The organism is Candidatus Accumulibacter similis (assembly GCA_013347225.1).
Lineage (GTDB): Bacteria > Pseudomonadota > Gammaproteobacteria > Burkholderiales > Rhodocyclaceae > Accumulibacter > Accumulibacter similis.
The window spans coordinates 3,116,381-3,137,795 of record CP054595.1 but is presented as its reverse complement, the minus strand read 5'-3'; the positions used below and the strand labels follow the sequence as shown (position 1 = coordinate 3,137,795).

Annotated in this window: 19 protein-coding genes; 16 read left to right on the top strand and 3 right to left on the bottom strand. The window is 70.5% G+C overall.

Annotated features, from left to right (window positions below; all coding sequences use genetic code 11):
- Window positions 1–9: 9 nt before the first annotated feature.
- From HT579_13760 to HT579_13750, 3 genes are all read right to left on the bottom strand, one after another.
- The gene (locus tag HT579_13760) at window positions 10–1,101 is read right to left on the bottom strand and encodes a hypothetical protein (GenBank protein QKS29883.1); all 1,092 of its coding nucleotides are present in this window, start codon (window positions 1,099–1,101) and stop codon (window positions 10–12) included.
- 89 nt (window positions 1,102–1,190) lie between these two features.
- Entirely contained in the window at window positions 1,191–1,589 is a 399-nt protein-coding gene (locus HT579_13755) for a hypothetical protein (protein ID QKS29882.1), read from the bottom strand.
- A 233-nt stretch (window positions 1,590–1,822) separates the two neighbouring features.
- Window positions 1,823–2,029 (bottom strand): hypothetical protein, encoded by a 207-nt coding sequence (locus HT579_13750; protein ID QKS29881.1) that lies wholly within the window; start codon window positions 2,027–2,029, stop codon window positions 1,823–1,825.
- A 176-nt stretch (window positions 2,030–2,205) separates the two neighbouring features.
- On the opposite strand from HT579_13750, the gene HT579_13745 reads away from it, so the two are divergent.
- From HT579_13745 to HT579_13670, 16 genes are all read left to right on the top strand, one after another.
- Window positions 2,206–2,856 (top strand): NAD(P)H-dependent oxidoreductase, encoded by a 651-nt coding sequence (locus tag HT579_13745; GenBank protein ID QKS29880.1) that lies wholly within the window; start codon window positions 2,206–2,208, stop codon window positions 2,854–2,856.
- Complete coding sequence (gene kefC, locus HT579_13740) at window positions 2,834–4,639, top strand: glutathione-regulated potassium-efflux system protein KefC (GenBank protein QKS29879.1); 1,806 nt, start codon at window positions 2,834–2,836, stop codon at window positions 4,637–4,639. Before HT579_13745 ends, kefC begins: the two co-directional genes overlap by 23 nt.
- Window positions 4,640–5,310: 671 nt before the next feature.
- Complete coding sequence (locus HT579_13735; GenBank protein QKS29878.1) at window positions 5,311–5,898, top strand: DUF4255 domain-containing protein; 588 nt, start codon at window positions 5,311–5,313, stop codon at window positions 5,896–5,898.
- Window positions 5,895–6,698, top strand: a complete 804-nt coding sequence (locus tag HT579_13730) for a hypothetical protein (protein QKS29877.1) — start codon at window positions 5,895–5,897, stop codon at window positions 6,696–6,698. Before HT579_13735 ends, HT579_13730 begins: the two co-directional genes overlap by 4 nt.
- 61 nt (window positions 6,699–6,759) lie before the next feature.
- On the top strand, window positions 6,760–8,517 hold the full coding sequence (locus HT579_13725; protein QKS29876.1) for a phage tail sheath family protein: 1,758 nt from the start codon (window positions 6,760–6,762) through the stop codon (window positions 8,515–8,517).
- Window positions 8,518–8,534: 17 nt separating this feature from the next.
- Entirely contained in the window at window positions 8,535–8,978 is a 444-nt protein-coding gene (locus HT579_13720) for a phage tail protein (protein ID QKS29875.1), read from the top strand.
- Window positions 8,979–8,997: 19 nt separating this feature from the next.
- A complete protein-coding gene (locus HT579_13715) occupies window positions 8,998–10,560 on the top strand; it encodes a phage tail protein (protein ID QKS29874.1) in 1,563 nt (520 codons plus the stop codon).
- Window positions 10,560–11,024 (top strand): phage tail protein, encoded by a 465-nt coding sequence (locus HT579_13710; protein ID QKS29873.1) that lies wholly within the window; start codon window positions 10,560–10,562, stop codon window positions 11,022–11,024. The genes HT579_13715 and HT579_13710 overlap by 1 nt, the downstream gene beginning before the upstream one ends.
- Before the next feature lie 8 nt (window positions 11,025–11,032).
- Window positions 11,033–12,223 (top strand): hypothetical protein, encoded by a 1,191-nt coding sequence (locus HT579_13705; protein QKS29872.1) that lies wholly within the window; start codon window positions 11,033–11,035, stop codon window positions 12,221–12,223.
- A 14-nt stretch (window positions 12,224–12,237) separates the two neighbouring features.
- Complete coding sequence (locus tag HT579_13700; GenBank protein QKS29871.1) at window positions 12,238–12,411, top strand: hypothetical protein; 174 nt, start codon at window positions 12,238–12,240, stop codon at window positions 12,409–12,411.
- A gap of 13 nt (window positions 12,412–12,424) precedes the next feature.
- Window positions 12,425–13,516 carry a hypothetical protein gene (locus tag HT579_13695; GenBank protein QKS29870.1) on the top strand — a complete coding sequence of 364 codons (1,092 nt, stop codon included), beginning with the start codon at window positions 12,425–12,427 and terminating at the stop codon, window positions 13,514–13,516.
- Entirely contained in the window at window positions 13,516–14,202 is a 687-nt protein-coding gene (locus HT579_13690; GenBank protein ID QKS29869.1) for a type IV secretion protein Rhs, read from the top strand. The genes HT579_13695 and HT579_13690 overlap by 1 nt, the downstream gene beginning before the upstream one ends.
- Window positions 14,196–15,977, top strand: coding sequence for a hypothetical protein (locus HT579_13685; GenBank protein ID QKS29868.1), 1,782 nt, complete (start codon window positions 14,196–14,198; stop codon window positions 15,975–15,977). The genes HT579_13690 and HT579_13685 overlap by 7 nt, the downstream gene beginning before the upstream one ends.
- Window positions 15,977–16,378 (top strand): GPW/gp25 family protein, encoded by a 402-nt coding sequence (locus HT579_13680; GenBank protein QKS29867.1) that lies wholly within the window; start codon window positions 15,977–15,979, stop codon window positions 16,376–16,378. Before HT579_13685 ends, HT579_13680 begins: the two co-directional genes overlap by 1 nt.
- Entirely contained in the window at window positions 16,378–18,684 is a 2,307-nt protein-coding gene (locus HT579_13675) for a baseplate J/gp47 family protein (GenBank protein QKS29866.1), read from the top strand. Before HT579_13680 ends, HT579_13675 begins: the two co-directional genes overlap by 1 nt.
- Window positions 18,684–21,383, top strand: a complete 2,700-nt coding sequence (locus tag HT579_13670) for a phage tail protein (GenBank protein ID QKS29865.1) — start codon at window positions 18,684–18,686, stop codon at window positions 21,381–21,383. Before HT579_13675 ends, HT579_13670 begins: the two co-directional genes overlap by 1 nt.
- The last annotated feature ends 32 nt before the right edge of the window (window positions 21,384–21,415 follow it).

Below are 21,415 nucleotides of genomic sequence, written 5' to 3'. Positions count from 1 at the left end.
TTACCCTGCCTACTGCCCCGGATTCTGCAGCCGATCGCCGAAGAGGCCGGCGATGCTCTCGTAGTGGCTGAGCACCGTCTTCTCGAAGAGTTCCGGCCGGACCCGGCATTCGTACTCGCTGGTCGCCGAGAAGCCGCCGGTGTAGCCGGTGTTGATCCCGCCGAGGCGCGCCGCCAGGCTGGCGACGTTGAGCGCGACGAGCGCGACGTTCTTCGCCGTGTCGGTCGCCTTGCTGCCGTCGCTGGTGGTATTGACCAGTTCGCCGATCTCGTCGGTGGCGACCGTCTCCTGCAGCGAGATGCGCGCCTTGTTGCCGTCCGGGGTGATGAAGGCGTAGCGGGTGACGGTGTCCACGAAGCTCGCCGCCGCCCGCGTGCTGACCTTGCCGCTGCTCCAGAAACTGTTGTCCGGCGTGAGCTGGCCGCCGAGAACCGTGAGGCGGACCTTGAGAATCGTCGCGCCGAGGCTGGTCGCGATCCGGTTCTCGATCTGCTGCGTCTGCGCGGCGGCAAAACCACCCGAGAAACGCGTGCCGAAGGTGAGGAAGTCGTCCTGCTTCTTCCTGCCGAAGGAGAAGCTCGGCATGAACTGCGTCTCGTCGATCAGGTGCAGCGGCAGTCCCTGCGCCGTGAAGAACAGTCCCTTGCCGGCTTTCGCATCCTGTTCGCTCGGCAGCGGCTTCAGCCCGGAGGCGGCGAGCTCGGCGAACTCGGGCAGCGCAGCGAGTTCGGCGTGCTCGACCACCTCGATCCCGCGCGCGCGCAACTGCGCGACCGTCTGCTCGTAGAAGGCTTCGGTCATCGCCTGGAACTGCTCGTTGCTGCTGCCGACGAGCCGGATCGAGACGTCCGAGTCGGCGCCGATCATCGCCTCGAGGCCGCTCAGCGACTTGCTGTAGCGCAGCTCGCTGACGAAATCGGCCATGAAGCTGGTGATCACGACACGCTTCACCGACGGCAGCACATCTGGATTCTCGACCCGGACGAGTTTCGCCGCCTGCGCCCTGAGCGCGGCCGCCTGGTCTGGCTCGGCCGCGCTGACGGGCGCCAGGGCGAGGAGGAGGGCGGTGGCAACGAACAGATGCTGGCGCAGGCTTTTCACGACGGGACTCCCGGCTGATGGTCAAGGGGCGGCATTCTAGCGTGTCTGCCGCCGCTGCGGCGACTGCCTGTGCCCGCTGCTCCAGTCTTCTAGCAACGCCTGCTGACCGATGGCAAGACCACGCTGGCCGCAGTCCCCGCCACCATGCGCAAAGTCGTCCCCGTCGCCCTCGGAGTCTTCGTTCCGGACAGGCGGTCGACCCCCTCCATCTCGAAAGATCGGCCGCCACAGCCTTCCTGCAGCCCTGGTTGCAACCCCTTCTGCCGACGTTCCTCCGGTAGGTGGCGGAAGCACTTCTCCTGCCACTGGCTGGTCCATTCCTCGCATGCTTCGGCAAGCATGGTGTCGATCTCCCGTAGTTCGCTCTCTTCGAGTATCTGCTGTCCGGGCATCAGGCGCTGCAGGACCACCCGATTGACCGAGACGACGAAGACGCGCCGGTCGCTGGCGCATTCGGTGCCCTGCCGGTGCGCCGCGAGGCGTGACACGGCACGCTGCTGGTTATGAGTTCGCCGTCGGCCAAGGATGGCGACCGTTGTGGAGCACGACCGGGAAGCCGGCCGGCAGGCTCTGGCCGGACCGGACCTCGCCGGTCTTGATCAGAGCCTGACACAGCAGGCCCGTGTTGACCAGAATGCGCAGCGCCGTTCCGGGGCTCGACCTGACTCTGGAATTCGAGCCGCAGGTGGGCGTAGAGCCACGCATCCTGGCGCCGGACCCATCAGATGAGGTCTTCCTTGCGGTCGCGCAGGCAGTCGATGACATGCCTGCCGCCGAACTTCTCGAGGGTGCTGTAGTCCAGGTCGTCGCCCCATTCTTCGCCGACGAAACCGCTCAGCAGGACCTCGACGACCTGGGCGTGCGAGAAGAGAAGCTTGTGGCCCGAGTAGTGGTTCGATGGAGCTTGCGGTGCGGCTTCGGTGATCATCGTCTGCTGGGTGGTCGCCGGCCACCCGAGGCGCGCGGCCCCGCGCTCAGCGAGCCGCCGGTGGTCACCGACCGTCCGCAGCCTGAACGATGACCAGCGGCGCGCTGCGAGCGGCGCCGCCTGGTTGCAGAGGATCGCTCTGCCTCTATACTTCGGTCATCGCCGCTGCAGCCCCGATGTGCCGACCGCCAGGGACGGAGAAGCGGTCGGCGAAGCCACCCCGGCGGGTGCGCCGCCCGCCGGACTTCGCGCCTGGCCGCCCAGATCGTCGAGGAGTCAACTTGATCGCCCTGATCTACGCCCATCCGCATCCGGCGCGCTCGCGCGCCAACCGCGTGCTGCTGGACGCGGCGCGCCGAGTGCCGTCGGTGACGGTTCGCTCGCTCTACGATACGTACCCGGATTTCGCCATCGACGTCGCCGCCGAACGCCAACTGCTGGTCGAGTCGCAGCTGATCGTCTGGCAACACCCGTTGATGTGGTATTCGTCACCGGCGCTGCAGAAGCTCTGGTTCGACACGGTGCTCGGCGACGGCTGGGCCACCGGCGAAGGCGGCACGGCGCTGGTCGGCAAGTCGTGTCTCTGGGTGACGACCACCGGCGCGCCGGCCGCCGGCTACACGCCGGAGGGCGCTCACAGGTTCCCGTTCGCGGCCTTCGTGCCGGTGATGGAGATGACCGCACGCTACTGCGGCATGATCTGGCTGCCGCCGCTGGTGCTGCACGGCGCGCATCAGGTCGATGACGACGTGCTGCACCGGCATGCGGCGGAGTACCGCCAGCGCTTGCTGGCGTTTGCGGCGGATGCGGAGGTGGTACGTGGCTGACCTGTTGGGCAATGCCCTGGTGTACCTCGCGGCCGCCGTGGTCTGCGTGCCGATCGCCAAGCGCAGCGGCCTCGGCTCGGTGTTGGGCTACCTGATTGCCGGTTGGCTGATCGGCCCGTGGGGCCTGAAGCTGGTCGGCGACGTCGAGTCGACGTTGCACTTCGCCGAGTTCGGCGTCGTGCTGATGCTGTTCCTGATCGGCCTCGAACTCGAGCTGAAGCGTCTGATCGAGATGCGTCGCGCCGTGTTCGGTGGCGGCAGCCTGCAGATGGCCGCATGCGGCGCGGTGCTCGCGCTCGGCCTCATCGCCCTCGGCCTGACGTGGCAGGCCGCCGTCGCCGCCGGACTGGCGCTGGCGCTCTCGTCGACGGCCATCGCCGTGCAGACGATGAACGAACGCAACCTGATGACGGCACCTGTCGGCCGCAGCAGCTTTGCGGTGCTGCTGTTCCAGGACATCGCGGCGATACCGTTGATTGCCCTGGTGCCGTTCCTCGGTGCCGCCGGCGGCGAAGCAGGCGACGGCTGGCTGGGTGCGGCAAAGGCGATTGGCGCGATCGTCGGCGTCGTGATCATCGGCCGCTTTCTCACGCGACCGCTGATGCGGCTGATCGCCAAGTCGGAAGTGCGGGAAATCTTCACCGCTTTCGCCCTGCTTCTGGTGATCGGCATCGCCCAATTGATGGCCGGGGCCGGCCTGTCGATGGCGCTGGGAGCCTTCCTGGCCGGCGTGCTGCTGGCCAGCTCGGAATACCGGCACGCGCTGGAAAGCGACATCGCGCCGTTCAAGGGGTTGCTGCTCGGGCTCTTCTTCATCGCCGTGGGCATGTCGATCGACTTCGGCCAGGTGATCGCGCGGCCCGGCCTGCTGGCGGCTCTGGTCATTGGCCTGCTGCTGGTCAAGGGGACGATGCTGGCGTTGATCGCGCCGCGCCTCGAGGTTCCGCGCGCCGAGCGCTGGCTGTTCGCGGCCCTGCTCGCGCAGGCCGGCGAGTTTGCCTTCGTCGTCTTCGGCGTGGCGCGTGCGGCGCAGGTCCTGCCGCGCGACTGGGAAGGCCTGCTGACGGCCGCCGTGGCGCTGTCGATGGCCGCGACGCCGCTGCTGCTGATCGCTTTCGATCGCCTGACGGCGAGCCGCGCCCGCACGCAGCGTGCGGCGGACGCGATCGACGACCAGAATGCGCCGGCGATCATCGCCGGCATGGGGCGTTACGGGCAGATAGTCGGCCGCGTGCTGTTGGCGCAGGGCATCCCGATCACCGTCCTCGATCACGACCCGGACCAGATCGATACGCTGCGCAAGTTCGGCTACCATGTGTTCTATGGTGACGCCACGCGCCTCGATCTGCTGACGGCGGCCGGCGCTGCGCAGGCCAGGCTGCTGGTCGTGGCGATCGACGACGTGGCCGACAGCCTCGCCGTCGTTGACCTGGCGAGAGCGAGCTTTCCGAAGCTCACGATCGTCGCGCGCGCCCGCAATGTGCGGCACTGGCTGGAACTTGCCGATCGCGGCGTGACGGCGATCGAGCGCGAGACCTTCGAGTCGTCGTTGAGGAGCGCCCGCACGGCATTGACCGTCCTGGGCATCGAGCCCTACGAGGCGCGTTCGATCGCCGAGGCCTTTCGCCGCCAGAACATGATCACGCTCAACGCGATGCTGCCGCATTTTCGCGACGAGGCGAAAACCGTGGCGATTGCCAAGAGCGGCCGTGAGGAACTGGAGGAAAACCTGCGCCGCGACCGCGAGGCGCGCGAGCAGGCCGGCGCCGGCGGCTGGCTTTGAGTGCCGCCTACCGGCCCCGCTCCCGCGCCCGTTGCCGCCCGCCCGCACGGCGACAAGCCGGGACGGCCGCCGCACGAAAGCCCGAAACCTCGCTCCGTCCCGCAGCAAGCGATTGAAAAATACAATAAATCAGTATCCTATTGTGCAATGTTCAGAACCGACTCAAAGTATAATGCATAATTCGGATTGATGAATGAGCTGCGCCCGTAGCCGGGAGCGATATCGAAAGCACATGATGTTCAGTGCGCAAGCAATTGTTGCAAAGTACATGCGGCCGTCACGCTTGCTGCCGGATCGGACCCTCGACAGGTTACTGCATAAACGATGCAAATGATGAAGGATGCAGCGCCTGCCGCGCCGCCCGGCCCGGTATCCGAAATCCGTCTGCCAATCAGTCAGTTGCTCGCGCTCGCAGCAATCGTGGCAGCCGCCGTTGCCGGCGCGGAGCGCGTGGCCGCGTCGCAGCGCGCTGCTTTATAAAAAGAATTGGGTTGCGATCGGCTGGCGCACCCAATAGAGTAGGTTCATCCGTTTCCGCATCCGCCGCGTGGACATGTGCCAGCCAGATGGTGGCGGTTGCCCTGCGTGGCAAGGTGGAATCGGCAATCGCTGCAGCGCATGGCCTGCTGTTGGTGGTGCAGGCGCAACGGCTGCTTTTCCGGAGGAGGCTGATGGCAAACGTGTTCGCGGTGCACGCAGTCGGCAGTTCGATCGTGACCTTCCTCCGCAACACCTATCCGACCGAGATCGGCGGCCGCCCCTTGCCCGAGTGCGACTTCGAGCTCGTGAGCGGCGGCCAGATGGCCAGCGAGGGCGAGGAACGCAACCGCATCACGCTGTTCCTCTATCGCCTGACGGTGAACGAACACTCGCGCCAGAGCGCCCACCTGCGCGGCTCCGCCAGCGGCGTCGGGCCACTCGGGCTCGACCTGCACTACCTGATGAGCAGTTGGGGAATGGCGGCACAGGATGAGCAGGTGGCGTTGACCTGGGCGCTGCGCCAACTGCACGAGTACCCGGTGCTCGACGCCTCGTCGCTGACTCCCGATGCCGGCTGGGCGAGCGACGAGGTGATCCAGATCATCCCGGCCGAGCTGGCGACCGAGGACGTGATGCGCATCTGGGATGCGCTGACGCCTTCGTACCGGCTGTCGGTCTCCTACGTCGCGCGACTCGTGCGCATCGATCCCGACAGCGACGCCGCGCAGTTCCGCCCGGTGGTCAGCGGGCGCTTCGCCTACGGCAGCGGGGCGGCGTGAGCAACCAGGAGCTGCACGAACTCGAACGTGTCGAATGGCGCGTCCTCGGCGCGCTGCGGCCGGTCGACGGCACCACCGGCATGGTCCTGCGCGGCCCGATCGAGGTCTCCGCCAGTGGTGCGCGCATCGTTCGCAATCGCAGCGGTCTCTACGTCATCCATGAATGGACGCGGCTCGCCAGCCATGCGGCCGCATTCGCGGCGCCGCCGGCGTTGCCGGCGCCCGGCAGCGAGCGGCTCGAGGTCGCCCTGCGCGACCCCGCGGGACGCTACCTGCCGCGGCTGGCGTCGATCGATCTGCCGCGTGATCCGCTGGCGGTGGGTGCCGATTCGCTCTTCGCCGCGGTCGATGTGCCACTCTACCCCAGCGCGATCGCCGGCCTGGGCACCAACTGGACCGAGCTGCGCGCGCGCGTCAGCGACAACGCCGACGGTGCCGCGCTCGGTGGCGCGTTGCTGCGCGTCGTCGCCGGCGGCACGGTGCTCGCGCGGGGCATGAGCGACTGGCGCGGCGAGGCGCTGGTGCCGGTCGTCGGTGTGCCGGTCACCACCTGGTCGGAGGACGAGAACGCGGTGGTGGTGAGCAGCATCGCTGCCACCGTCGAGGTCCATTTCGATCCGGCACTCGGCAGTCGCACGTCGTCTGCCGAGGTGCGTGTCGGCCGCCAGCCGGCGGTTCGGCGTCTGGTCGATCCGGCCGACATCGAAGCGCGTCGCGCGTCCCTGCCGACGACGCAGCAGAACGTCAGCCTCGCTGCGCGAGGCGCCCTGAATCTCAACCTGGGGCTCGATCTGCCATAGGCAGCGGGTCCGTCATCCGGGCAGTCCATCGCCCGGCACGCTCGATCGAAGGAGACCTGCCATGCCCGAGTACCTAGCTCCCGGCGTCTATGTCGAGGAAACCAGCTTCCGCGCCAAGTCAATCGAGGGCGTCGGTACCAGTACCACCGCGTTCGTCGGGCCGACCCGCAAGGGCCCGTTCCGCGCCACGACCGATGCCCAGGAAGTGCCCGAAATGCTCACCAGCTTCGGTGACTTCGAGCGCATCTACGGCGGCATCTCGGACCTGGCGCTGTCCGGCGCCTCGCCCGATACCAACTACCTGGCGCACGCCGTGCGCGCCTTCTTCAACGAGGGCGGCTCGCGACTCTACGTCTCGCGCGTCGTCGGCGCCGGCGCGGCGGCGGCAAGCGGCGCGATCACTCCCGCCGGTACCGCTGCGGCCGAGGCCGCGGCCTTCGTGGCGCGCTTCCCGGGCAGCCTTGGCAACGGGCTGGTGGTCGTGCGCGAGGTGCTGACGCCGGTCGCCGCGACGGCGATGGCCAACGCCCCGACCGGAACGCTGCTGGTCACCGGCGCCGGTGGCACGACCGCCTTCCACCTGAAGGTCGGCAACGACTGGCACCCTGCGACCGACCCGGCTGCCGCCGCCGAGGTGGCGGCGACGCTCGCCGCCGACACGCCGCGCATCGTCAGCCTGCTGGTGGTGGCGATCGACGCCGACGGCGAGGATCTGAGCTTCGAGGGGCTGGGCTTCGACCGCAGTCATCCGGCCTGGGTCGGTCACGTGATGTCGGCGACGCCGGCACGGCGCGCCGATCACCTGCAGAACATGTTCGCCATCACCATCGGCGGCAACGTCAGCGCACTCGAACTGCACACGGCGCTGTTCACCGGTGCCGTGACCAATGCAGCCGGCCAGCTCGAACGCGCCATCCCGCTTGCCGGCGGCGTCGACGGCGGCGAGCCGGCCGCGACGAACTACGCGCTGGCGCTCGGCGAGCTGTCGGGTCTCGAGGACATCTCGATCGTCGCCGCGCCGGGCTCGTCCGCCTACGCCGAGACGCAGGCGATCAACAACCTGCTGATCGCGCACGCCGAATCCCGTCGCGCCTACCGCATCGCCGTCCTCGACCTGCCGCGCGACCAGACGCCGGGCCAGGCGCGCACGCTGCGCGGCCTGATCGACTCGCGCTACGCTGCCGTGTACTACCCGTGGGTGGTGGTGCCGAACCCGCTGGCGCGGCCCGGTCGCGAGGACATCCCGCGCGAACTCGCGCTGCCGCCGTCGGGCTTCGTCACCGGCATCTACGCCCGCAACGACGTCGAGCGCGGCGTCTGGAAGGCGCCGGCGAACGAAGTGGTGCGCGGTGCGCTGCGCTTCGAACTCGACGTCAACTTCGCGCAGCAGGAGATGCTCAACCCGCTCGGCGTGAACTGCCTGCGCTATCTCTCCGGTCGCGGCTTCCGCGTCTGGGGAGCGCGCCTCGCTTCGTCCGACCCGGAGTGGAAGTACGTCAACGTGCGCCGCTACTTCAACTACCTCGAGTCGTCGATCGACCGCGGCACGCAGTGGGCGGTGTTCGAGCCCAACGGCGAGCGGCTGTGGGCGAACGTGCGGCAGACGATCTCCGACTTCCTCTACAACGAGTGGCGCAACGGCGCGCTCCTCGGCAGCAAGACCGAGGAAGCCTACTTCGTTCGCTGCGACCGCAGCACCATGACCCAGAACGACCTCGACAACGGTCGTCTGGTCTGTCTGATCGGCGTGGCGGTGATCAAGCCGGCCGAATTCGTCATCTTCCGCATCGGCCAGAAGACCGCCGATGCCCGTGCCTGATCGAGAGGGACTGAACCATGGCTGAGCGAATCACACCCTACGGCGCCTTCAACTTCGTCGTCAGTTTCGATGGCGGCGAGGAGTTCGGCGGCTTCTCCGACGTCTCGGGAATCGGCACCGAGGTCACCGTTGCCGAGTACCGTGCCGGCAACGACAAGGAAAACCACGTGCGCAAGGTGGCCGGGGTGCACAAGGTGAGCGACGTGACGCTGAAGCGGGGCATCGTCAACTTCGACAGCCTCTGGGCGTGGATCGACGAGACGCGCACCGCCGGCCCGGCGGCGCAGAAGACGGTCGCCATCGCGCTCCTCGACGAGGCGCACAACCCGGTGCGCACCTGGCTGCTGCGCGGCTGCATCCCGATGAAGTACACCGGGCCGACGCTGGCCGGCAAGGGCGGCGGCGACGTCGCCCTCGAGGAGGTCGTGCTGGCCGCCGAGGGCTTCGAGATCCAGGCCTGAGCCGGACCCGGCACAGACGATGAACGGGCTCTCCTTCGAACTCGCGCCGCCGGCGGTGGCCGCCGACCCGAACCGGGTCGACGTCGCCTGCTTCGTCGGCTACGTCGGGCGGCGGTCGACGCCGCTCCCGGCCAGCGTGCGCGCGGCGCTGGCCGCTGCCGGCTGGATCGGCGGGCCGTGGGCGCGGCCGGCGACGGAGATCGAAGCCTTGTTGCAGGTGCCGGTGGTGGTCGAGAGCTGGAACGCCTTCGCCGCGCTCTACGCTTGGGATATGCGGCCAGTCGGCAGCGGTACTCGCTCGTGCGCCAGCTATCTCGGCGCCGCCGTGCGCAGCTTCTTCGCCAACGGTGGGCGGCGGGCGGTGATCGTCCGCTGCGGCGATCCCTGGCCCTACCTCGAGGCGGCCGGCGTCCGTGCGGCCGGGCGGGCGGCACGGCTGGCGGCACTTCTGGCACCGGCGTCGACACCGCTCGACCCGGCGACCTGGCGCGGCATCGGCCATCTCGCCGGGGTGCCCGAGGTGACCTTCGTCTGCCTGCCGGACCTGGCCGACATCTGCGCAGCCGAGCCGGCGATCGTCGAGGTGGCGGTGGAGCCGCCGGACTCGCCCGAGGTCTTCGTCGAGTGCTCGCTCGATACGGCACCGGCAGTCGAGGAGGACGTCGGGCTGCGCGACCTGGCGCCGCCGCGCGCCGACGACGACGGTTTCAGCGCCTGGCGCGATGCCATCGGCAGCGCCCGCGAGCAACTGGCGCGCCGCCACCGCGAGATGCTGTTGCTGGCGGCGCTGCCGCTGCCGCTTGGCGACGCGCGCAACGCCGGCGCCTGGGCGCAGGCCGACTTCCTGGCCTATCTCGACGCGGCCGGCATCCTCGCCGCGCCCGACAGCAGCAACGGTGGCCGCGCGGTCGGCAGCGCCTTCGTCCAGCTCGTCTGGCCGTGGCTGCGAACCCGCTGCAGCGCCGACCTGCCGGGGACGCTCGAAGCGCCCGAGGGGCTGTTCGCCGGTCTGCTGGCGGCGAACGCGCTCGCCCGCGGCACCTTCCGCTCGGTCGCCGGCAGCCGCCTGGCGGCGGTTCGCGGCAGCGAGCCGGTCCTCTCCTGCAGCGGCCTGGCGGCGACGCCCTCCGACCGCCTGGCACAGCGGGTCTGCCTCGTCGCTCCGTCGCTCGATGGCTGGGTGCTGCATGCCGACGTCAGCGCCAGTAGCGACCCCGCCTGGCGCGCCGGCGGCGTCACCCGCCTGCTCGGCGCGCTGCTGCGCGCGGCGCGGCGGAGTGGCGAGGCGGCGCTCTTCGAGGGCAGCGGACCGCTGCTGTGGCGGCGCGTCGAGCAGAGCCTCGCGCAGTTGCTGACCGCCTTCTGGCGTGAAGGCGGCCTCGGCGGCGCGTCGCCGCAGGAGGCGTTCAGCGTCCGCTGCGATCGCAGCACGATGAGCCAGAACGATCTCGACAACGGCCGCCTGCGCGCCGAAGTCAGCATCCTGCCAGTGGCGGCGGTCGAGCGCATCACGGTGGTCCTCGATCTCACTGGCGGCGGCGTCGCCGCACCGCTGGCCGAGCCCCTGCCGGAGGTGGCGTGATGAACGACCAGCCGCTGCACGTCTTCCGCTTCCATGTCAGCTTCAGCCAGCAGTCGCTGGCCAATCCCAGCGGTGAGGCCGTGCCGCTCTGCCAGGGCGCGTTCTCGGAGTGCACGGGGCTGGAAGCGACGATGGAGCCGAAGGTGATCAAGGTCGGCGGCAGCAACTACGGCGCCGTACAGCGAGCCGGCCCGGTGAGTTTTGCCACCGTCGTCCTGAAGCGCGGCATCAGCGACACGCGCGACCTCTGGAACTGGTTTGCCAAGGTGGGGGCGGGTGCCTACGCCTATCGCCTGCAGGTCGAGATCGAGATGCGCAACAGCGCCGACGAGCCGGTGGTGCGCTGGGCACTGCGCCGCGCCATCCCGGTCAAGTTCAAGGCCGCCGACCTCAATGCCAAGGGCAGCGAGATCGGCATCGAGGAACTGCACCTGGCCCACGAGGGCCTGGTGCTCGTGAGCTGAGGCCAGCGATGCCCGAGTTCCCGAACGACCTCAGCGACACCCCCGCCAGCTTCGAGACGATGACCGGACCGAAGGTTACGGTGCCGGTTCATTTCAACCCGGCGAGCCTGCAGCACACGGTGTCGAACACGCTCAAGGAAGAAGGCCAGGGGGCGAAGAAGAAGCAGTACGTCAGCCAGACGACCGCCAAGCTGACGATGGACGTCGTTTTCGACACCACCGACACCGGCGAGGACGTGCGCATCACGACCAACAAGATGGCGCAGTTGCTGCAGCCCGTGCCCGAAGGACAGAGCAAGAAGGTGCCGCCGCTGGTGAAGTTCAGTTGGGGCGCCTACTCCTTCACCGGCATGGTCGAGCAGTTCAAGGAGACGATCGATTTCTTCGCCGCCGGCGGTCTGCCGCTGCGTTCGTCGATCAACCTGACTCTGTCGAGCCAGGATGTCTCGTTCGAGGGTGGAACGAGCAGCGATCAGGCTTCGGTCGACGGCGACCTCGCCGCCGAGCCGGTCGTCGTGCCGGACGACGAGGGTCCGCTCGGTGGGCCGCAGGGTGCGGCGAACCAGGCCGGTGACCCGCGTGCGGCGCGCGGCATCGCTGCTGCCAACGGCGCCACGAGTCTGCGCTTCGGCGGTGGCGGCGGGCTCGCCATCGGCGCTTCGGCCAGCGTCGGCTTCGCTGCCGGGGCGTCGGTCGGGGTGGGGTTCTCGGCCGGCATCGGCGCATCGGCGGGCGCTGGCTTCTCGGCCGCGGCGACCGCCGGGGCCGGCGGTGGCGTCAGCCTGCTGCCGGCGGCAGCCTTCGCCGCTGGCGGCGGCGCCGGACTCGGTGTCGGTGGCGGCGCCGGTTTGAGCGTCGGCGGCGGTGTCGGACTGGGTGTCGGCGGCGGTGTCGGGCTAGGCGTCGGAGTCGCCGCCGGCGGCGGCCTGGGAATCGGTGCCGGAGCCGGGGTCGGCGTCGGCATCGGCGGTGGCGTCGCCGCCGGCGGCGCTGCGGCCGGCGGTTCCTTTGCCGGGCTGCGGGTCGAGAGCAAACCGACGACGCGGGCGCTGTCGCCGAGCAGGCTGCTGCAGGATTCGGCGAGCATTTCGAGCGCCGGCAAAGTGGCGGTCGGCGGACGTCTGCTCGACGGCGGCGGCAGCGGTCTGAAGGCTGATGTCAGCGGCGACGCCGAGTTCGTCATCGGCGCGCGCCCGTAACGGAGAGCGAAGCGATGCCCATCAGGATCGACGAGATGCAGGCCGAGGTCCAGCCGGAGCGGCAGGAAGCGCCGGCGGACAGCGGCGCGCCGACGGCCGACGCGGCCCGCGAGCGCGCCGTGCTGCCGGGCGTGTTGCGCGAACTGGCGCTGCGCGACGAGCGCCGGCAACGCTGGCTGGCGGATTAGGGGGCCGATCGCGATGCCGGTCGAGACCTCGGTCAGTCGCGCTGCCGTCTATCGTGCCCGGCCGACCCTGCGGCTGGCCGGGCAGGAGGATCTGCGCGTTTCCGAACTGCTGATCGGCATGCGCATCGAGGAGTCCGAGGGTGGCATGACGCGGGCCGAACTGCGTTTCTCGAACTGGGCGAGCACGACCGGTGGCAATGCCGAGCACGCCTTCGAGGACGGCTCGCGGCTGACGCTCGGGACGGCGATCGAGGTCTACAGCGGCGACGAAAGCCAGCCGCGCGAACTCTTCCGCGGTGTCGTCAGCGGCCTCGAAGCGGAGTTCGCGCAGGGTGCCCCGCCGGAACTGGTGGTGCTCGCCGAAGACGCGCTCGGGCGGGCGCGCATGGCGCGCCGCAGCAAGGTTTACAGCGACATGTCGCCGGCTGACGTCGTCAATGCGGTCGCCAGCGAACTGGGGCTGCGGCCGTCGGTGCAGGGACTGGGCACTCCGATCGGTACCTGGGCGCAGCTCAACGAGAGTGATCTCGCCTTCCTGCGACGCCTGCTCGGCCGTTTCGACGGCGATCTGCAGATCGTCGGCGACGAGTTGCAGGTGGCGGCGCGCGGCGACGTCCGTCGCGGCGAACTGAACCTCGAACTGCACGGCCAGCTGGCGCGCGCGCGCGTGGTGGCCGATCTGGCGCAGCAGGTGACGAGCGTCAGCACCGCCGGCTGGGATCCGGTCGGCGGCAGCGCGGTGAGCGGCGCGGCCAGCAGTCTGGCGCATGGCGGGCCGGGCCGTGGCAGCAGCGGCGCCGACTGGCTCGGACGTGCGCTGGAGCCGCGCCACGAGCACATCGCCAACCTGGCGCTGGCGACCGCTGCCGAGGCGCAGGCGGTGGCCGAGGCGGCATTCGATCAGCGGGCGCGGCGCTTCGTCCGTCTCGACGGCGTTGCCGAGGGCAACGCGCAGTTGCGGGTCGGCACGACGGTCACCGTCAGCGGCCTCTCTGGTCGCTGGGACAACAGCTACTACGTCGTCGAGGCGCGCCACCTCTACGACGTGCACGCCGGCTATCGTACCGAGTTCGTCGGCGAGTGCGCCTGGCTCGGAGACGGCTGATGGACCGCGCCTGCCATTTCCAGCCTGCCGCTGGCTGGCTCAACGGGGCGCAGCTGGCGCGCGTCGTCGATCTCTCCGACCCCGAGCGGCGCAACCGGGTGCAGGTCCGACTGCTCGCCTTCGACGGCGTCGAGGGGCAGGACGCGCCGCTCTGGGCGCGGGTCGTCTGTCCCTTTGCCGGCGCCGACCGCGGTGCCTTCCTCATGCCGGACGTCGATGACGAGGTGCTGGTGGTCTTCGTGCAGGGCGACGCGCGCCATCCGCTGGTGCTCGGCGGGCTGTGGAACGGCAGCAGCGCGCCGCCGGCGGATCTCGGCGACGAGGGCAATCGCTACAAGCGCATCCGCTCGAAGAATGGCGTCACGATCACCCTCGACGACCAGCAGGGTCAGGAAAAGCTGCAACTCGAGACGCCCGGTGGGCAGAAATTCACCCTCTCGGACGGGCCCGGCAAGATCACGCTCGAGGACTCGAACGGCAACAAGGTGGTGATGGAGGCGGCGCGGATCAGCATCACCGCCAGCGCCGAGGTCAAGGTCGACGCGCCGCAGGTCAAGGTCAGCGCCGGCATGGTGACGGTCGATGCCGCGCTCGCCAAGTTCTCCGGCATCGTCAAGTGCGAGGTGCTGCAGGCGACCTCGGTCATTTCCACCAGCTACACACCCGGAGCGGGGAACATATGGTGAAGCATCACGAGGTGATCCTGTCGGCGCCGCGAGACCTCGCCGACGGCGGCGCGCCGGCCATCCTGCAGCGCAGCGACGATGACTTCATCGCAGCGGTACTGGCTGGCCTGCGCGATGCCGGCGGGCGCGTCGCACTGCGCGCCAGCCTGGCGCGCGCCGCCAGCGTCGCCAGCGGCATCGACTCGCGGCCGTCCGGCAGGCTGACGAGCGGTCGCGAACTGTTCAACCGGCTGCGCCGTGCGAGCGCCAAGCTGGGGCTCGCCGGTGGCCGGGTCGCGCCCGTGCCGGCAGGCGGTAGCCAGCCGCCTGCGCAGACGCTGCTCGCAGGCGTCCGCAGCGCGGCGACGGGCGAGCCGGTGCTGAAGCTGTTCCAGCCGATCCAGCGCCAGTTCCACCTGGCGGTGATGGAAGCGCGCTGCGACACGCCGGGTCAGCCGCGCATCGATCCGCAACGCGTCGATGGTGCCGGCCTGGTGATCCGTCGCCTGCTGCGCGACGCCGCCGGGCGCGAGCTGAAGCAGGGCTGGATGCGTGCCGGCGACAGCCTCAAGGGCTGGGCGCGCATCGCCGCCACGGCCGACGGCGCAGCCAGCGGCAACCGGCACGACCCCGACGCGCTGCGTCGCCTGAGCCGGCCGACCACCGGCCAGCCGGTGCTCGACGATGAGGTGCGCCTGCTGCTCGCAGCGCAGGCGGATGCGCTGCTCGACGAGGCGGTGGTGCCGATGTTCCTCGCTCCGCCCGACGTCTGCGAGGCTGCCGGCGCGACGCTGTTCTACGGCCTGGTGCCGACCACCAGCAGCGAGAGGGCCGAGGGCGGTGCACCGCTGTTCGACGAGCAGGCCTTCGGGCCGGCCAGCGCCGACTTCAAGGCGCATCTGGTCGGCCCGCTGCGCGGTCTCGCCGACAGCCTGCCGCGCCCCGGGCACTCGCTGACGCCGGACCTGGCGGCGATCGCCGGCAATCCGTCGGACAGCGACCAGAGCAGCATGAAACGCCTGCTGCTGCTGCTGCGCCAGTTGGCGGTGGAATTCGACGCGTTTGGCGACAATGCCGAGGCCGACGCGCTGCTGGCGCTGCTGAACGGCATCGGCCTGCCGCTCGCCGACGCCGACGGCAAGCCGGCCCCGGGCAGCACGCCGGCGGGGGATTTTCTCGCGGCGGCGAGCCGCATCCTGCTCGACGGCGAGTCGATCTCGCCGGCGCCGACGGTTCCGGCCGCCTGGCCGGCACTCGACAACCCGACCAGCGCGGCGCTGGCGACTGCACTGTCGGCCTGCCTGCAGCGGCGCTTCGATGCCGTGTCGGGAGTCGCCGGCCGCTTCGACGACCCGGAAGCCCGCTACGTCCTGCGCGCCTTCGTTCGCCTGAAGCCCGAAGGGCATTGCCCGGAACGCACGGTCTGGAGCGACTACAGCCCGGCGTTCGTCATCGCGCCGTGGTACGAGGGCGGTGGCGCACCGCCGGTACAGGTGCCGCTGCCCGACCCGAGCGACCGCGAGATGTTGAAGAAGCTCGTGCCCAACATCGCATTCACCGTGCCGGCTTCGCTGCAGAGCCTGCTCGCGGGCGATCCGCTCGATCTCATGGAGGGCAAGAAGCCGGCCGACAGCGGCCTCAAACTGGGCTGGATCTGCAGCTTCAACATTCCGATCATCACCATCTGCGCCTTCATCGTGCTGAACATCTTCCTCTCGCTGTTCGACCTCTTCTTCCGCTGGATGATGTTCATCAAGATTTGCATTCCGTTCCCGAAAAAGGGAGGAGGTGAGTGATGGACAGCAACCGGATGCCGCGTCCGCTGCTCGGCTGGCCGCTGTTCCCGCTGCCGGACGAGCATGGACGCCTCGACTGGCCCGATCTGGAAGCCAGCGTGCGCCAGTCGATCCGCGTCATTCTGAGTACCCGACCGGGCGAGCAGCTGATGCGCCCGGAATTCGGTGCCGGGCTCGACCGCCTGCTGCACGCACCGAACAACCTGGCGACGCGGCGCCAGATCCGCGACTGGGTGATGGACTCGCTCGGTCGCTGGGAGCGCCGCATCCTGCTCGATCGGGTCGAGGTCTTCGAAGTACCCCTGCAGCCCGCCGACCTGCGGCTGGAGATCGCCTATCGACTGGCACGCTCCGGCACGCCCGGGGCGCTGGCCGTCACCGTTCGCCTGGAGGAGGGCTGATGCCGATCCTGCCACCCCGTCTCGACGACCGCAGCTTCGACGATCTGCTCGAGGATCTGCTGGCACGCATCCCGGCGCACACGCCGGAGTGGACCAACCCGCGCCTCGGCGATCCCGGCCGCACGCTGCTCGAGCTGTTCGCCTGGCTCGGCGATGCGCTGCTGTATCGCGTCAACCTCATTCCCGAGCGGCAGCGGCTGGTGTTCCTCAAGCTCCTCGGCCAGGGTCTGCGGCCGGCGCGGCCGGCCGCAACGATCGTCAGCCTGGCGTTCGCGCAGCCGAGCGAACTGAGCGCGCTGACCCTCGCTGCAGGCGCCCGCATCAAGGCGCCGCTGCCTTTCGAGACGCTGGCCGAGACGACCCTGCTGCCGGTGGTCGCCGAGGCCTGGTACAAGCAGCCGCTGGCAGACGGCGAGGCGGCGCGCCTGGAGGCGGTGATCGCCGGCCTGCAGAAGGTGCACCGCATCGACACCGTCGCCAAGGGTTACTTGGCGACGCCGCTCTTCGTCGGCGGCCAGGCGGCAAGCGGCGACGGCGTCGATGTCTTTGCCGCGAGCGTCGACCGCGCCCTGTGGCTGGCGCTGCTGGCGCCGGTCGCGCAGCGTCCGGAGCAGCAGGCGGCGACCAACACCGCCGCCCGGGCGGCGCTCGGCGGCGGCGACAGCGGTGCGACGGCGCTGTTGTCGATCGGCGTCGTGCCGGCCATCGCCGCGCCGGCGCTGTTCGAGGAAGTCGGGCCGCGTGCCCGCGTGCCGGTGCTGTGGGAGGTGGTGACGCGCGCTGCCGACGGCATCAACGCCGATTACCTGAGCGTCGAGCCGCTGTCCGGCGAGGCCGGCGACACGACCGCGGGACTGACGCGGCCGGGGGTGCTGCGCCTGCCGATGCCCGACGAGTCGCTGATCTGGGCACCCGCCAACGACGTCGGCGAGAACCCGCGCGCCGGTGTCGGCGACAATCCGCCGCGCATCGACGATCCCGAGAAGGCGGCACGTCTCGTCGGCTGGCTGCGCCTGCGGCCGCAGCCCGGCAGCGGCGTCGCCAGCCTCAGGCTTGCCTGGGTCGGCGTCAATGCCGTCGCCGTCGATCAGCGGAGCACGATCGACGGCCGCGTGCTCGGTGTGTCCACGGGTGCCGCCGACCAGGTCTTCCGGCTGCCGACCGGGTCGGTCGATGTCGACACGCTGCAGATCCAGGTCGAGGAGCCGGGCCGCGGCTACCAGCCGTGGCAGCGCGTCGATGATCTCGCCGCGATCGCTGCTGACCCGGTGGTGGCGCGCGAGGCGACCGTGTTCGAAGTCGATGCGGAAGCCGGCAGCCTGCGTTTTGGCGACGGCGTGCGCGGCCGCGTCCCCGAACGGCAGATGCGGGTCCGTCTCGCGCATGGCCGCTTCGGTGGCGGCCGCGCCGGCAACCTGCCGCCGGCGAGCCTGAGCGAGGTGACGACGGCGCGCCTCGTCGGCACGCAGCGGTCGCTGCCGGCGATCAAGGTCCTGCAGCCGCTCGCCAGCGAGGGCGGCGAAGACGCCGAAACGCTGGCACGGGCCGAACAGCGCATCCCGTCGCTGTTGCGCCATGGCGAGCGGGCGGTCACCGCCGACGACTACCGCCGCCTGGCGCAGGAGGTGCCGGGGACCGACGTCGCGCGCGTCGAGGTGATGCCGCGCTTCAAGCCGCGCGAACGGCGCTTCGGCGTCGCCGGCGTCGTCAGCGTCATGGTCCTGCCGGCGCGGCCCTTCGGCAAGGCGCCGAACCCGCGCCCCGACCGCCCGTTCATCGAGCGCGTGCATGCCCACCTGTCGCTGCGCACGCCGCTCGCCACCGAACTCTACGTCATCGGTTGCGAATACGTGCCGCTGGGTGTCGCGGTCGGGGTGACGATCCGCGACGGCTTCGGTCGTGAGGAGGTGCTGTTCGAAGTGCGCGAGGCCCTGCGCCGACTGCTGTGGCCGCTGCCACCGTATGGCGCTGGCGGCAGCGGCTGGCCGCTCGGGCGCATGGTGCGCGAGCGCGAGCTCGAGGTCGAGGTGTCGCGCGTCGCCGGTGTCGCCGAAGTCGGCGGCATCAACCTCTTCGAACGGGCCGAGATCGATGGTCGCGGCGAATGGCGGCTGCTCAACCGCAACACCGCCGACGGCAGCCAGGCGCTGCCGTTGACGGCGTGGCAGTTGCCCGAGTTGCTGAGCGTCGTCGCGGTCGACAACGCGGCGGCTGGCGGCGGCGCGCCCGCCAACCTGTCGGCGACGGCGAATCCCTTCGCCGACGAGAGCGCCGTGGCGGTGCCGGTCGTTCCCGAGGTGTGCTGATGGACGCCAACGGACAGCGCTTCTGGTTGCTGGCCGACCACCGGCACTGGCCGGGGCGCAGTCACGTCGATTATCGCCTCGGCTGCCGTGCGTTGCGGCTGGCGAGCGAGCGCAGCCTGGGCGCAGGCGTCACCGATGCGGCAACGATCGCCGCCGCAGCGCTCGAACGTCTGCCGCGCGCAGTCGACCGGCACGGCGCCAGCGCGCACTGGGACGAGACGGCGATGGCGATCGTCGCGCGCAGCCACCTGCCGGATGCGGCGACCATGCTGGTGCTCGGCGAGCGGCCGCAGGACTTCGCCGCCGGTGCCGACGATGTGCTCTACGTCGCGCTCGGCGAGCGCCTGCTGCTGCACGACCTGCGCGGCCGCTGGCGCGACGTCGTACTGCCGACGCCCGGCTTCCAGCCTTGGCGGATCGCCGCTGCGGCGGGCGGCGGCGTCTGGCTGCTCGAGCGCGCGAGCGGCCGCATCGGCCGGCTCACCGGCTGCGTGCAGCCGGAGCGACCGGCGGCGGACTATGCGACGACGACCTTTCGGCCGCAACCGGAGAACCCGGCGCCGCCAGCCCTGACCCTGCTCGACGGCGTGGCGTGGCCGGTCGGCGAGCGGCCGCAGGCCTTCGCCGCCGCTGTCGACGGCACGCTCGTCATCCTTTCCTGGGTCGGCGACGGCGAGAGCCGCCTGCGCCTGCTCGACCCGCGGCTTGGCACCCTCGGTGCGGCGCAGACGCTGGCCGGGGCGGCGTTCGCCTATGCCATCGACTGGCTCGCCGACGGCCGCGTGGCGGTGCGGCTGCCGGGCCGGCGCGACGTGCCGGTGTGGGTGCCGGAGCCGACACCGGTCGCCGGCAGCGTCCTCAACCCGACTGGCGACATCTATCCGCTGGCCGCCGATGCCGACGAGGCCGCTTTTGCCCACCGCCTCGACGACCCGCCACGCTACCCGCTGCAGGGTGGCGGTGTCGAGCCGCTGCACCGGTTGTCGGTCGCGAATCTGGCGCGGCGCGGCGAGGCGGCGAACTTCTCCGCCGTCGACCTGCACCTGCTCGACAGCGGCGATCAACAGACCGTCTGGCACCGGCTGTTCGCCGAGGTGCGACTGCCGGCGGGTTGCGGCCTCGTCGTCTGGCTGGCGGCAACCGCCGAACCGAGCCCGACGACGGCGGTCGATTGGCATCCGCACGTCTTCGGCGAGGTGGCGGCAGAGGCGCTGCCCGGCGGGCCGCTGCCGCACGCCGCGTGGGAGCGGCAGCCATCCGAATTGCCCGGTCATCCGGGACTCGGCGCCTGGGGCGCCCCGCAGGCCGGGCGCGCCGGACTGTGGACGGTGCTCGTCCAGTGTGCGCAGCGGCGGGTGCGGGCGCTGTCCGGCCGCTACCTGTGGCTGCGGGTCGAACTGCATGGCGATGGACGCGACTCGCCGGAACTGGCGGCACTGCGCGCCTACGCTTCGCGCTTCTCGTACCGCGACCATTACCTGCCGCGGCTCTACCGCGAAACCGAGTACGGCACGGCAGCCGAGCTTCCCGGGCTGCAGGTGGCGAGCTTCGACACGCTGCTCGCCGCCGACCTCGATGCGGCGGCGCTTCCCGCCGCCCTGCGCGCTGCGCTGGCGCTGGGCGAGGCGGCGCGCGTGGAGGTCGTCGCCGCCGCCAGCCTCTGGCAGCTGCGCGATGGTCCGGCGAGCTGGACGCTGCGCCGCGAGGCGGCGGCGATCGTCGCCTACCGGCCGCAGGCGACGCCGGCGGACTTTCTCGAGCGTCTGCTGGGCAATGTCGAGGGTGTCCTGACGGCACTCGAGGACCGTGTCGCGGCCGCACACCTGTGCAGCGATCCGGCGGTGGTGCCGGAGGGCTCGCTCGAGTGGCTCGCCGGCTGGATGGGTTTGGCCTTCGATGCGGCGCTGCCGCCAGCGCGGCGGCGTGAATGGCTGGCGCGGGCGAGCGAGCTGGCGCGTCATCACGGCACCCGCCGCGGCTTGCGGCTGGCGCTCGACATCGCCAGTGACGGCGGTGTGCGCGGCGGCGAGATCGTTGTCCTCGAGGGCTTTCGCATGCGCCGCCTGATGAGCACGTTGCTCGGCGTGAACCTCGAGGTCGCCGATGATCCGCTGCTGCCCGGGTTGGTCATCAGCGGCAATTCGGTGGTCGGCGACACGCTGGTCCTTGGCGAGGCGGAGCGCGTCGAGCTGCTGTCGCTGTTCCGCGCCGAGGTCGGCTCGCTGGCCGAGCAGGAAGCGGTTCTCGCCTTTTACGACCAGCTTGCGTACCGTGTCCTGGTGCTGGTCCACCAGACGGTCGAGGCACAGGATCTCGGCCTGATCCGCCGCATCGTCGAGCTCGAGTCGCCGGCGCACGTCGAGGTGCAGGTGGCATCGGCCACCTGGCCGCTGCTGCTCGGCATCGCCAGCCTGGTCGGCGTCGACACCTACCTTGGCCCGCCGCCGCAGCGTGTGCCGGCACGGGCCGGGATCAGCAGCCTCGGCAACGGCGATCGCGTTCTCGGTGTCGGCAGCCTCGATCCGCGGCTGTCCGGTGCCACCGGCGAGCTTGCCGGACCCGCTGCCGCGCGACCGGTGGCCGCCGCCGGACCGGACATGACTGTCCCGCACGGCAGTTCCTTCGTTCTCGACGGCGGTGGCTCGACGGCGGCGCCCGGCCGACGGATCACAGAGTATCGCTGGCGCCTCACCGAGTAGGCACCCGGATCGCCGTACCTCAACCTCACCCC